8 protein-coding genes are annotated in these 13,946 nt (G+C 52.2%); 2 read left to right on the forward strand and 6 right to left on the reverse strand.

Annotated features, from left to right (window positions below; genetic code table 11):
• Positions 1-8: 8 nt before the first annotated feature.
• The 4 genes from porU to PLF13_08500 all read right to left on the reverse strand — a co-directional run bounded on the left by porU (position 9) and on the right by PLF13_08500 (position 7,448).
• Entirely contained in the window at positions 9-3,902 is a 3,894-nt protein-coding gene (gene porU, locus PLF13_08485; protein HOP07312.1) for a type IX secretion system sortase PorU, read from the reverse strand.
• 383 nt (positions 3,903-4,285) lie between these two features.
• On the reverse strand, positions 4,286-4,882 hold the full coding sequence (locus tag PLF13_08490; GenBank protein HOP07313.1) for a hypothetical protein: 597 nt from the start codon (positions 4,880-4,882) through the stop codon (positions 4,286-4,288).
• Positions 4,883-4,886: 4 nt separating this feature from the next.
• On the reverse strand, positions 4,887-6,290 hold the full coding sequence (locus tag PLF13_08495; protein ID HOP07314.1) for a tryptophanase: 1,404 nt from the start codon (positions 6,288-6,290) through the stop codon (positions 4,887-4,889).
• A 138-nt stretch (positions 6,291-6,428) separates the two neighbouring features.
• Entirely contained in the window at positions 6,429-7,448 is a 1,020-nt protein-coding gene (locus PLF13_08500) for an asparaginase (GenBank protein ID HOP07315.1), read from the reverse strand.
• Between the two features lie 204 nt (positions 7,449-7,652).
• On the opposite strand from PLF13_08500, the gene PLF13_08505 reads away from it, so the two are divergent.
• Together PLF13_08505 and PLF13_08510 are read left to right on the forward strand one after the other, a co-directional pair.
• Entirely contained in the window at positions 7,653-10,244 is a 2,592-nt protein-coding gene (locus tag PLF13_08505) for a T9SS type A sorting domain-containing protein (GenBank protein ID HOP07316.1), read from the forward strand.
• Between the two features lie 162 nt (positions 10,245-10,406).
• Positions 10,407-11,213 (forward strand): hypothetical protein, encoded by an 807-nt coding sequence (locus tag PLF13_08510; protein HOP07317.1) that lies wholly within the window; start codon positions 10,407-10,409, stop codon positions 11,211-11,213.
• Between the two features lie 124 nt (positions 11,214-11,337).
• Here the strand turns inward: PLF13_08510 and PLF13_08515 are convergent, their stop codons facing one another.
• Positions 11,338-12,486: a DNRLRE domain-containing protein gene (locus tag PLF13_08515; protein HOP07318.1), complete on the reverse strand. Its 1,149-nt coding sequence runs from the start codon at positions 12,484-12,486 to the stop codon at positions 11,338-11,340.
• Between the two features lie 337 nt (positions 12,487-12,823).
• Positions 12,824-13,888: a DNRLRE domain-containing protein gene (locus PLF13_08520; protein ID HOP07319.1), complete on the reverse strand. Its 1,065-nt coding sequence runs from the start codon at positions 13,886-13,888 to the stop codon at positions 12,824-12,826.
• Positions 13,889-13,946: the final 58 nt, after the last annotated feature.

Consider the following 13,946-nt stretch of genomic DNA (forward strand, 5'->3'; position numbering starts at 1 on the left):
CTCCTCATCTAATTAGAAACAACTACTTTTCCATATACAACGGCCGCTTCGCGACCCGAGGCCGGTTGTCCGGTTGCCTTGAACATATAAACGCCCGTGGCTACCCGGTCACCCGTTTCATCATCGCCTCTCCATACTATATCGTCACGATAGCCGGCATCCACCGAATATAGATTAAAAGATTTAATTTTGCGACCGGCCAACGTGTAAATTTCGAGGGAAAACTTTTCCAGGTATTCTGTAGCGTAGAACGAAAATTGCGTCTCCTCATGCATTGGATTGGGGTAATTCAATACATCCGAGATAACCGCCTGTTCACCGGCTGTTATCTCCACTGAAAACTCGACCATTGATGAATTATTCGCGTTATCCCAGGCTTTAAGATGCAGGGTATGATGACCGGCGGACAGCGTGTCCAGACCGAACATAAGACCGCCGGACCGGTAACTGTCGGCGTAATAACTGAAACTGGGGGTAAGATTGATCATCGCCTCAGTCTGGTCGTCGATTACCAACGTGATTCCATGACCGAGCCAGCCGGTCAGATTGATACCGGAGGGATCATCGAGCACAACTACCACCGTGTCGGTTGCCGTTGCATAATCACCACTGGTGAAACTGGTCCGCCCCGAAAGACCAACCGCGATCTGAGGTCCCTCATCGTCGGACACTTCCGAGATTGCCTCGCTAACCGGTAACGAATCGGCCAGACCGGCGGCGTCGATATTACCGAAGGCGCCGTAAGCGCTGATACGAGCGCTCTCACCGCCATAACTGATATCAAGCGGCGGGACGAAACTGAATTCGAAAAGGCCGTCCTGTACCGTGACTTCACCTTTATAAAGCGCCGCACCGTTGGTGCTGTACGTCACACTCGGTCCGCTGCCGCCATGTTCGGAGGGCACGTAGGTTTTCATCCGGTCGCTGTCGTAAACCACGATTTCGATCTCACCGCTTACCGGCAACAACGAACCGGCATCATCGGCTACCCGCCCGGAAACGGTTGTCGCACGGAGCGGTCGCAGCGTGTCCGGCGCCTGGGTGAATTCAATATCGTATTGCGGTCGACCGAGACATACGAACGGTTCACCGAAGAACGTATATGAGCGGTCGTTGTTGATCAACGAAGGGAACGATACGCCATAGAGATGAATCAGCTTGCCGGTGTAAACCGCCTGCGCAATCGGCATGTCCGGATTCCCGAACATGACTTCGAACACCGTTTGATTGAAAGACCGGTTAAGAGAAGACCAGACCAGCCGCGTGGCCGATACCACGCCAATAGCGCCTCCGTCGGGGTGCAGCAGAAATTGCTGAGCCATCGACACGCCTTCAGGATCGTCATAGAAACCGATAGCGCAGGAGGCGGCGAAAACCAACGGCAATTTGTAGCCGTTGTTTAACCTCGGGATATCATCAGCCGATGTAAAAATTCGTTCGTGCGCCCAGAGATACGGACTACCGTGACCGACATAGTTGACCAGCAAACGCCCCTCGTTGAAAGCATTCACGATGGCATCGTTGGCCGCCGGTTTGCGTCCGTTGACGAAATCGTACTCGATCAAATAGATCTTATCCCGTTCGAATAGACGCGGAATATAATCACGCTGGAGATCTTCGGTCTGCTGGGTGTGGACGGTTTCATCGTCCCGGTCCGAGGAGAATTCATCGTCGGCCACCAGAGTGATCTTGGTTCGCCAGTCTCCCAGATCCGTTGCGGACTCATAGGCAAGCACTTTGTCAATCACGCGATCGACTTCCGTCGTGGTGTTGGCGGGCCAGCGGGAGGTAACCATATCCACGCCACGGTCGTCCTGCAACATGTACGATGAATCGGCATCGAGCCAGCCGTATCGCTCGAAATAAACGTAGTTGTCGTCACTGTACGAATCGGATGTATCATAGGCATTCACGTACGGCGGGATATAGATCGGTTCATCGGTGCCGAGATGGTTGCGATAGTCGTAATGCCCGTCCCCGACCAGCAAAACCGCCATCGGCGACGGCGACGGGTAACTCTCATAAGTGAATCGGAGAAAATTGCGAATGGCCGTAGGATCTAAAAGACCATATGAAAAATTATCGTAGATATCATCGACATTTATCACTTGCACCGACAACCCCTGAGATTCACGATAGGTCGCCAGGCGAGCGATAGTGCTTTCGAATTCCGGAGCCGTTACTATCAGATAATCGATCTGTTCATTAGCCGTGTACAGATCAGTGGGAGACACCTTGCTGATATCCGAGGGAGCTATAGCCCGCGAAAGAGTGCTGAAATAGAAGTGGTTCGGTTGTTCCGCAACGAGATCGGTCTCGAAGCGAAGAGTATCACTAGACTGCACGAATCCGGTAATCCGAACCGGCTGACGCGGATTGTCGATATTGAAAATCAAGGGCGTTTCGGAGAATTCGTCACCAATCCGGATCAGCCCCCGACCGGAACCACCGACGAAAGCCGGATCGAGACGATCCGCTTCCGGAACGAGGTGACAGTCATATTCCACATTGATCCAATCCAGATAGGGCAAAACCGTACTGTTGGTCGTGAAGCTGAGTTGAAATTCGTTGATGTTGTCATTCAACCGATCGGAAGTGTAACGCCAGAAGGTTCGACTGCTTGAGACTTCAGTGGCAGTTACGCCGTTGACACGGAGACTGAGACTGCTCGATGCGGTCGGCAGATCGACCTGAACAGCTACGTCGGCTTGCGTGTCATCAATCAGATTCGGAGTCGATATGTGCACTTCCGGCGAGAGACCGTCAGTCCAATACCAGTCATAATAATTATAAATGCGGTTGTCGACCTCGACGGCGAACATTACATCACGCTCGGAATGAATCCGCCGCCGATAGTCGTTTATTACCGTATCGACCACTCCCGTAACACTGCCGTCAACGGAAGTTATCCGGCCCTGACTCAACGGCTGATCTCCGGCGACATTTAACCAGTACACGTTGTAATCGGAATAGCGGTGAGAAGCGTAGTAAGGTTCGCTTCCGGCAGGATAGACCCAGCGATCGATTCCTTCACCGTAGAAAAGAATGTAGTCGCTACGGTCAAAGACACCGTCGTCACCGTCCTCGATCAACACTGCCACGGGAGCGAAATCAGGAGCGGCAGAATCGAGAGGCATCGGCAATTGAAGCCCCTCACCGGCCCATAGCATCAGATCGGCCGAATTAACCGAACCTGCCGCCAGCCCGGCCGAACGGAGTTGATCGCCGGTTACTTTTATCAAACCGGTGTTGGAAATTTCAAGACGATACCAGTCGCCGCCGCCGCTGAATGGTCCCACGGCGGAAGGCTTGGATGCCGGGCGAGCCCGAGTGGTCCAGTCACGAGCCTGATCGTAATTGACTATCGTCTGGGATAATATCCGGTCGAAAATTGGATCGGCCGAGCCATAACCCGCCGATGTTCCACCGTCGAAAAACAGCTCAATTTCAACTTCGCGGTATATCGAACCACCGTGCACCGGGAAAACCTGTACCGTGACGATGCTGTGCCCTCTTACTTCGATCGGACGTGAAATGACCGCCAGGTCACTAACCGCCAATCGAGAGAGATCGTAAGGCTGATTTGCGAATACGGTTGTGTCACCCGACAGCGATAGAATCTCTACACGCGGTTCGACTCCGGTTGGGATTCCAAAAGCAACTGTCTTGAAAAGCAGCAGGCTGGAGTCAACAGCAAACGCCAACTCAAGATCGGAAAGATCCGGCTTAAAGGATAGTTTAACTCGCGTCGAGGAAGCCGATGAGGCGACTAATTGAGTCTCAGCCTGAGCAAAGGATATAAGTGTTAGGTATAAAACCGCGACCAACGGTAAAAACCGTGTCAGTAAACAATAGAAACTGAACGGGAGCAGACGCTTGAGAATGGAGCACGAAAAGGACATAGCTCTGGTTTTACAGCCTTAAAAAGTCGGTTTGCTGGTCGCCTCAGACTAACTGAGACGGTATGGGCTCAGGCAAAAACTAGTTAAGCGTTAACCTTAGAGCTATAGTTCGTCCTTTCGTTACCTTTTATAAGTCAATCGAGTATATCTTGTTCCCGAGAATTTGTCAATAGGGCTATCTCGGTAACGAGGGTCAATTCATGCAACTTCTCGGCCAAAAATCACTAAAAACCGCCTCGCAAGGCCTATCTCTCTGACTTGCAACTAATTACAGACAAGGAAGACTGTTTTCTCGATTATTTCCCCGAAATGTCAGACTGACTTCACTGGTTGGCTTTATGCATAGTTGTGCAGAAGGTGTACAACTCAACAGGTATGTAGAATCAGCGATAGCGGTATAACTCCCGCTCCAACTCATCTCCCTCCAGATCAACCTCGGCAGCCGCGTCAGCCTGCCTGGCCCGATATTCACTGAGCGTGTTGCCGGGATAAATGACTGAGGAAGTTAGACGGTAGACCACATTCAATAACTGGGTAGCCGTACTAATAAGCCTTTGGTCAAATACCTGAGAACGTTTAATCTCCTCCAGGGCCGTTTCGAGATTGTCGTCCCAGGCCTTAAGAATCGGTTTGTCGGCATCAATCCAGAGGTCGATCATCCGCCGCATTTCTTCGGCTTCAACCGCAACTCCTCTCCCCTCTTCAGCTTCCTGCCATTCATCGGCGAACTGACGCCCGAACTCCTGATAGCGACCAGCGACGAAACGGACCTCGGAACTAAGTAACTCGACTTTGCCGACCGGATCAGCCTCTCTGAGGCGAGCCGCGAATTCGGCCTGGATCGCCGCCGCCCGTGTTGTCGAGGACTCCTTTCGCTCTTCTGCGGAATGGCCGGTCTGCACTTTCACGCAGCCGGCCATTACTATCAGGATTATCAGAAGCAGTGCAATACTGCCAACCGATTTTGTCCGAATCCCCATGATTCTATTCCGCGATCACCATTTCCGGCTTCAGCGGCGCCATATCACAGGTAAAATGTCTCAGGAACACCGGCTCTCGGGTGATCTTGTAGCCGCTCAATTGATCCTTCCGAGCAACGATTCGCTCGCAGACTTCAGCGATGTAATCCAAATGCGAGTTGGTGTAAACACGACGCGGCAGCGCAAGACGAACCAACTCTCTTGGGGCAACGAACGCTTCGCCGGTGTTCGGATCGGAGCCTCCGAACATAATCGATCCCAGCTCCACCGCACGAACGCCGCCTTCCACGTAAAACGCGATAGTCAGCGCCTGACCGGGGTATTGCTTCGGCGGAATGCCCGGCAGAAGTTGACCGGCATCGGCAAAAACCGCATGCCCACCAGTCGGTTCTACGATCGGGATCCCGGCTTCTTTGATCTTTTCACCGAAATAAGCTACCTGATCAACGCGGAAATTCAGATAATCATAATCCATCACTTCTTCAAGGCCAACCGACAGAATCTCCAGATCACGCCCGGCAAGACCGCCGTAGGTCGGGAAGCCTTCAAGCAGAATCAACAGTTCCGTGAGCTTGGAGTACAACTCCTCATTGTCCACCGCGATAAATCCGCCGATATTGGCCAGGCCGTCTTTCTTAGCGGACATCATCGCACCGTCGCAATAGGAGAACATCTCGTTTACGATTTCCGGGATCGATTTATGCTGATAGCCTTCTTCATCACGTTTGATGAAATAGGCATTCTCGGCAAAACGTGCACAGTCGAAGATGAAGGGAATTCCTAACTTATGACAGACGGCAGAAGCCGCTTCGATGTTGGCCATCGACACCGGCTGTCCGCCGACCGAATTATTGGTGATGGTCATAATCACCATAGCGATCTGCTCACGCCCTTTGACACCGATAAACTCTTCGAGTTTCTCGATATCCATATTCCCCTTGAACGGAAGCGGTTCGTCTGATTGCATCGCCGCACAGGGAAGATCTACAGGTATGCCTCCCTTATGCAGAGTGTTGCCTCTGGTGGTGTCGAAATGTGTGTTGTTGAGAACGTACTGACCGCGCTTCACCGCTGTCGAGAACATGAGATTCTCTGCCGAACGCCCCTGGTGACACGGTACGATAAACTTCTTGCCGGTAATTTTACGTACGGTCGCCTCGAACTTGCGAAACGAACGGGCTCCGGCATAGGTTTCATCACCGAGCATCAGTGCGGCCCATTGCTGAACCGACATGGCTCCGGTACCGGAATCGGTGAGCAAATCTATATAGATGTCCGGGGCATCCAGTTTGAAAATGTTGTACTTGGCGCGGGCTATTCGCTCCAGCCGCTCCTTGCGCGGTAAGAGCTTGATCGGTTCAATCGATTTTATGCGATAAGGCTCTGCAGGCTGACGTTTCCGAATCATAGTACCTCCTTTACGTTTCAGTTGATAGCGTCAACATCGGTTAAGGGAGACTCGGTTACGTTACGTTCTTGACCCGGCGACGATGATAGTCGAGCCCCAGATAGATTCGGGCGTCCATACTTTTAGAAGGTGTCGGTTTCATACTTTTCTCAATTGAAAGTCCGGCACGATCTGACCGGTTACAAAATCTCGCACGTTGCGTATCTCCGGCCTTTCGAATCGGGCCAGAGGTGAATCATTATCGACATGTTTAATATAACCTAACTGCCGGAGAACTTCAACACAAACCGGCCAGAGAGCCCGGCAGTTACCGTCTTGGATTTTTACCGCAATACCGACCGGCGGATCCATCAGTCCTATCCCCTCAATCGCCTCCGCTCCTGATTTGCAGATTAAACGGTTGGGGAAAGCTCGCGCCAGCGATAAATCGAATCGTCCTTCTCCCGACACCATCTCAGGATAAGTCATCATGGCTTCACGGATTGTCTCGGCAGCAGTAGCGGGTACGTCATCACTCCCCCGCCCGGCCGCCAGTTTCATGAAACCTCGAGCAAAGCTCAGTAACGACAAGGGGAAGTTGGGAGCCGAACAGCCGTCAACACCAATCGTCATTCGGTCGAGCGGAAAACCGCAATATCGACTTACCGTGGTCAATACTCGCTGTTGAACCGGTGATTCAGGACGCAGGTATTGCGCGACATCAGCCTTAAGATAACGGGCCATTGCCAGGAAACCGGAATGTTTTCCGGAGCAATTATGCCTAACCGGGTCTTTGTCTTCGCCGTGAGTCGGCCAAATACGTCGTTCCTCCATGCCTATGGGCCAATGACAACCACACTGCAAATGTTCCGGACCATTACCGGCTCGGGCCAGATTCGTTAGTACAACCTCGCGGTGCTCATCGGTACCATTGTGCGAACCGGCCATAATGGCCAGTTGACGGAGATCAAAGTCAAAATACGTTGCGGCTCCCGAGGCAACTAACGGCATGAGTTGAAACGGCTTAATGCACGAGCGAGTCATCGTCACAAATTCGGGATCACCCAGATAGTGGGTCAAATTGCCCCGCTCGTCGACAACCGCAATTGAGGCACAATGAACAGCCTCGATTCCATCCCCACGAAAAACGCGGGCAGCGATTTCAAACAAACCTTTCATAAAACAGAAAATAGACTATTTGTTCAGTTTCGCAAATTGTTCTTTTTAGGGCGGTAGAGGTTAATAAATTTAACCAATTTCTAACTTCCTACAGTCATAGAAACCCTTGACCGACGCGGGGAATTCCCCTATATTATGGTGTTCATCTATGTACTTCGAAAGTGGTTACTTCAGCTTTTGACTAATATCTTGGAGGTTTCAATTATGAAGCACATTGTTGTGCTTACTGCGGTCCTACTCCTCACCGCTTCTGTTTCATTTGCCCAAGGGGGCTCAATTTCAGTTGACCATATCGATGGTCTTTGGATCGATGATGGCGGCGCAATTGGTAGCCCCGGCATCAGCTATTTGACTGTGGGCCCGGTGACCTACTACATCCGCTACACCAACAATACCGGTAGTAGCGTCAAAGGTATGACCAATGGTTACGTCATTAACGGCCCGGCTTCATTCTACCCGGCGACAGGTGAAGAGGTCGAGTTCGGGAGTGGCGAGTACCTTAGTGACTACTTCAGTCTGGTGCACTCGGTGGCCACCATTTCTTCGGATGGCACCGGCGACGACCAGGTTACATTCAGTTACTCCGTCATGGGCGATATTGGCATCCAAAACGGATTCGATGAGATTGTGGCGGCGATTCATACCGGCTGTGACAACATAGGTGAAACCCTGTGTCTTGATTCGATGTATTACCCGCCGTCAGGTCTCTGGTTGTGGGCTCCGGGCGGCGTTCCGGAATGGGATGGCCCGTACTGCTATTTAGTTACGGAACCTCTGATCATCCCTCCTGAAATCACGAATTGCCCGGTCTCCGCCTACACCGGATCACATTGCTCCGTTGTAAGCTATAATTTTGAAGCAACCGATCCCGAAGGTGATCCCTTCACTTGGGGTATCGTCAGCGGTGTTGGTACTATCAACGCCACGACGGGTGCCTGGAGTTATGCTCCTAGTCTCGCCGATGTTGGTTCGGCATTGTATGTTGAAGTTGCAGCATACGACGGGATATCCGGCGCTCCTAGTAGTAATACCTGTGTCTACGACCTGGCTTTCACCAACATTGGTCCGGCCTTCACGGACGGCTGTGGCACCACCTACTTCTCCGGCGCCGACATGGCTACGACCGTTGCCGTTACTGCCGCCGATGGCGACTGCGACCCGGTTACGATTAACTTTGTCGGCATCCTCCCGGTTCCGGAAGGAACGGTCACAGGTACTAACCCGGTGATCTTCACTCCGACCATCAACGACACCGGCGTCGTTTACACTCTGACCTTTGAAGCCACCGACGGCGTCGACGCTGCCACCTGTGAAGCTTATGTCGACGTTAAGGGTGAAACCAACTTCGAGATCATGATCGAGAAGAACCACGGCGACGATTACTATCCTTACGGTGTGATCCAGGGCCAGCACGCTTTCGTGGATGTTACCATGAACACCGGCTCTGAAGTCCCGGCCGGCTTCGATTTGTTGATGAGTTATGATGCCTCCGCCCTTACTCTGCAGGCTGCGGTAGCCGGCGCGGCGTTCTACGATGGCGGCTGTGGCTGGGAGTATTTCAGTTACCGCCTGGGCGCTTCAGGCAACTGCGGAAACGCTTGCCCGAGCGGCATGTTGCGTGTGGTTGGCATAGCTGAGACCAATAACGGCGCTCACCATCCGACCTGCTTAAAGCCGAGCCTCCCGGCCGTCATGTTCACTCTGGACTTTCTGGTCACCAACGACCGGACTTTCGAGTGCCAGTTCATACCGATCCGGTTCCACTGGCTCGACTGCGGCGACAACTCCCTGGCTTACTACCCGCTGACCGCTCAGGACAGCGTTGTCCAGGGTATTGAAAGCTCTGTCTGGAATTATTACAGCGGGTACGGTTCTGAGACCGTATACATCCAGGTAACTTCCGAGCCGACCACGTTCCCGACCACCTTCGGCGCTCCCGATGACTGCATGAATCCAATCGAGGATAAGCCGGATCCGAACCGGATCATCGACTTCTACAACGGTGGTATTGACATCATCTGTGCCGACGACATCGACGCTCGCGGCGACATCAACCTGAACGGTGAGTCGAACGAAATCGCTGACGCGGTTCTTCTCAGCAACTACTTCATTCAGGGCCTGGATGTCTTCAAAGTCAATATCGACGGTCAGATTGCCGCTACCGACGTCAACGCTGACGGTCTGACTCTGTCGGTTGCCGACCTGGTCTACCTGATCCGTGTGATCGTTGGCGATGCCGAGCCCTACGACAAGCTGAGCACTGTTAATGTCAACTACACCATCGACAACGGTGTGGTGGCTGTCGATCGCGAGATGGGCGGCGCCTTCCTGACCGTAGCCGGCGATGTTACCCCGACTCTGTTGGCCGACAACATGGAACTGAAGTATGCCTCTGACGGCGACGTCACCCGCATCCTCGTTTCCTCGCTGAACGGCAACACCTTCAACGGTGAGTTCGTGGACGTCAACGGCCAGGTCCTGTCGATCGAGTTGGCTTCGGCTAACGGTTCGGTTGCTAACCTGACTCAGATGCCGACCAGCTTCAGCCTGGCTCAGAACTACCCGAACCCGTTCAACCCGACCACCACGATTGGCTTCTCGATGAAGGAAGCCGGTCAGTATGAACTGGCCATTTACAACGTGACTGGTCAGAAGGTTGCCACCTTTGCGGGTACCGCCGAGGCCGGTAACTTCACCATTGAATGGGATGCTTCCAACGAAGCCAGTGGTGTTTACTTCTACAAGTTCTCGACCAACAACTTCACCGACACCAAGAAGATGGTGCTCTTGAAGTAACATCATATACAGACTTCTGATTAAGTCGCACATTACAGACCGCGTTGCCACTGGGTGACACGGTCTTTCTGTTGAAAGATTACCTTTACTTATAGGGAGAGATATTCTATAATTTATATAGAAAGGCTAAAACACCGACGGTGCATCTTGGAGGGTATCACGATGAGACAAGTGTTCTTACTTGTTGTTATTTTAGTCCTTACTGCAACTTTTGCTTTTAGTGAAGAAAGAGCAATATCGGTCGACCACATTGACGGCCTCTGGACCGATGTTAATGGATCAGTGGGCCCCGCCGGTACTTCGTATCTGAATCCCGGTGCAGTCACCTACTACCTGCGTTACACGAACGATTCCGACACTTACGTCCCTGGTATGACCAACGGTTTCGTAGTCTATGGTCCGGAATCATTCTATCCGGCCAGCGGCGCCGAGCTTGCCTTCACGAACAACGGACGTTTAAGATACTTGAGCGACTTGTATTCGCTGGTCGCCGTCGTTGACACTTTCTCCTCTGACGGCTCAGGCGCCGACACGGTTGCTTTTAGCTATTCAGGAATGATGGAAATAGGTCTCTGGGAAGGTTTTGACGAAGTTGTCTCAGCGATTTACACCGGTTGTGACGCGGAGGGCGAAACACTCTGTCTTGACTCTACATTCTATCCACCTTCCGGCTTCTGGTTGTGGGCGGTGGCTGGAATAGGGATTATTACACCGGGTTGGGATGGTCCACACTGCTATGAGGTAAAAGTTTGTTGCACCAGGCGTGGCGATATCGACTTCGACGGATCGACGGCAACTATCTCTGATGTGGTGTACCTGGTTCAGTATATGTTCCAGAACGGACCACCTCCGCCGTGTCTTGAAAACGCCAATTGGGACGGCTCCGGGGATACTCCGGACATCACCGACCTGGTAGGGATGGTATCTTTCATGTTCATGGGTGGCGAGCCGGCAGCACCCTGCCAATAGAGCCTTCCATCCTCTCTGAAAAATAAAAGGCCCGCAGCTTAAACTGCGGGCCTTTGTAGCTCATGAAGTCTATCGTCTAATAACTTATCTTGTCAATCTGATTGTTGTCGGAATCACTCCGGAATTAGTGACCGCAGGGACCGCCCCAGCCCCAGTGAGGGAATCCGCCGCCACAACCACCGCCACCGCTGTTATCATCGCAGTGACCGGGGCCAATCCAGCCGTTGTTGTAGCTGTCGAGCTGGCCTTTCCAGTACAGCACGTTTGATTTCGTCCAGAAATGAAGCTGGCGCCAGTCGGTAAAATCATGCTCCGCCAGGAAGGCATCAGCCTGGGTGATAACTTCTTCGACCGCGTTATCGGAAGCACCACTGGCAATGTTCAACTTCGCAGCGAGCAACTGAGCGTACAGCTTAGTGATGCCGTTGCCCGGCCAGCCGTAAGTCCACTGGGCCAGGATATTACGAGCCATTTCGGCGTTGTCGACATAGAGGCTCTTGGCGCCGTTTTCATCACCGAGCCAGATCGGCAGCAGCGGCGTCACTTCGTCGTCCTGCGGTCCGAAACCGGCGTGGTTTTTCCAATAACCGATGGTGCGGGTGCAGCCGCCGTCTTCCTCTTCCGGTTCACAAACCGGCAGCTCGAACTGCAACATGGCCTGTTTTTCGAGATCGGTCTCGAATTCCCAACCGGTGTAACAGACATGGCGCGTACCCATGTTATCGTCGGGATTGACCAGCCAGATGTAGGCATCCTGAAGCACCTCGATATCGACTGAGGTACCATCGTCGTAGGAAACGGTCAGGTACGGAATGTATTCACCGTTTTCCTTAGCATAGAAAATACTGCGTGGGTATTCCTCTTCAACCTGGTCAAGGAGCATACCGAAGTTGTCGTAATCACCGTCAGACCACATCTGAACCAGGGTAGTGACGTCGATATCCTTCCAGCCAAACAAATCGGAATCGAAGGTGGCCAGAACGGTGGCATCGTAAGCACCGTTAAAGCTATTCCAGGTGATTGTAGTCTCATCCCACGGAGCGGTAATCCGATGGATGTTGACCGGGTGGTAGTTCTCCTGAATCAGGTACAGGTGCAAAACCGCAGAAGTAACCGCGGGACACTCTGGATCGGGATCGGGATCATAGTCATGTCCCCAACAATTGGCGACTGAAGAGTCCACCGGGTTGACGGCATCATCAGAGTTGTTGGAGCATCCTACCGCCAACAACGCAACCATCAGAAACAGCCCAATAGCATGGTACAGTCTCATACCTTTTCTCCGTTTAACTGTTCTCGTATCTTGCATTGATTCTCTCTTTTCTCTCTCATGGACACCGATTCCCATGGCAGGATCGTATCCTGAGCGAAAGGAAGCAAAAAACGTGCTAATTCCCGGTAATGGCTGTTCAAATAATGCACAAGGCTGGAATCAGGCTCGTGATAAGCTCTTGCAGCAGGTTGATTGAGACATCACGGCGATAAAACCAGATGACCTGTTGATCCCCTCACCTAAGCAGTGCAATAACCTGCAACCGAGTTGCATGTAAAAATAAAGGCTCGCGGGTAATCCCGCGAGCCTTGTATTAGCCCGGTAAATTCTTAAGGTGTTATTCGCAGTGACCGGGGCCAATATAGCCGTTGTTGAAGTCGTCAAGCATATCTTTCCAGGCCAGAACCATTTGCTGATCCATAGGCGACAAAGAGCTCCAATCCATCCAGTCATGGTTTGCCAGGAAGGCATCAGCCTCACTCATAGCATCGGCGACATCCATCGTACTTGCGCCTGACAGCATGTTAAGCCTGGCTCCAAGGAGTTGGGCATACAGCTTGGCAATACCGTTTTTGGCTCCGCCGTAGGCTTTCATTTTGAAAACATCCACCGCAGCCGCGGCATTGTCGATGAACAGGCTCTTAGCACCGCCCATGTCGCCAAGATAGACCGGCAACAGCGGCGTTACATCATCATCCTGCGGACCGAAACCGGCGTGAGTTTTCCAATAACCGATCGTACGAGTACAGCCATCCTGAGGGATATCATAGACATCGATTTCAAACTGAATCAGGGCCTGCTTTTCGAGGTCGTTCGGCGCTTCCCAACCGGTGTAGAGATATTCACGAAGGCCGAAATTATCGTTGGGATTGACTTCCCAGATATAAGCATCCTGAACCGGATCGGTTGTCTCAGTGGTCGAACCCATTCCGGCATTGTAAGTTACTTCGAGGTACGGGTAGTTAGTACCGTTCTCCCAGGCAAAATAGACGGCTCTCGGGTAATTCATGTCGGTTTGATCGAGCAGCAGACCGTAATTATCGAAGTCGCCATCGACCCAGGCCTGAACCAGAGCAGTTACATCGACCGTCAACCAACCCCAGGCATCGGCGTTGAACGAACTCCAGACAGTACCGTCATAAGCTCCGCTGAAGTTATTCCACGTAATGGTGGCTTCATCCCAGGCGGCTGTTACACGATGAATGTTAATCGTCTGCATATTCTCCTGGATGACATAGAGATGCAGTGTGGCATTTTCAATCACCGCACCATGGGGGAGTAATAGAGCTGAGGATAAATTCGATGTCGCTACCGGCGCCATGCTCTTGTCGTCATTCGAGCAGCCGATTGCCAGAAGAGCTACGAGAGCAGCCATCATCGCAAACAGCATCAGTTTTTTCATTACAATTGCTCCTAAATAGGTTAGGTTTAGAACTTCAAGTATTATCTTTGCTTAACAA

Source organism: Candidatus Zixiibacteriota bacterium (assembly GCA_035380245.1).
Lineage (GTDB): Bacteria > Zixibacteria > MSB-5A5 > GN15 > FEB-12 > DAOSXA01.

Coding starts and splice junctions, on each gene's coding strand:
- PLF13_08500 (HOP07315.1), bottom strand. CDS start 7,448: ATGAAAGGTTTGTTTGAAATCGCTGCCCGCGTTTTTCGTGGGGATGGA.
- PLF13_08495 (HOP07314.1), bottom strand. CDS start 6,290: ATGATTCGGAAACGTCAGCCTGCAGAGCCTTATCGCATAAAATCGATT.
- porU (HOP07312.1), bottom strand. CDS start 3,902: ATGTCCTTTTCGTGCTCCATTCTCAAGCGTCTGCTCCCGTTCAGTTTC.
- PLF13_08490 (HOP07313.1), bottom strand. CDS start 4,882: ATGGGGATTCGGACAAAATCGGTTGGCAGTATTGCACTGCTTCTGATA.
- PLF13_08520 (HOP07319.1), bottom strand. CDS start 13,888: ATGAAAAAACTGATGCTGTTTGCGATGATGGCTGCTCTCGTAGCTCTT.
- PLF13_08510 (HOP07317.1), top strand. CDS start 10,407: ATGAGACAAGTGTTCTTACTTGTTGTTATTTTAGTCCTTACTGCAACT.
- PLF13_08515 (HOP07318.1), bottom strand. CDS start 12,486: ATGAGACTGTACCATGCTATTGGGCTGTTTCTGATGGTTGCGTTGTTG.
- PLF13_08505 (HOP07316.1), top strand. CDS start 7,653: ATGAAGCACATTGTTGTGCTTACTGCGGTCCTACTCCTCACCGCTTCT.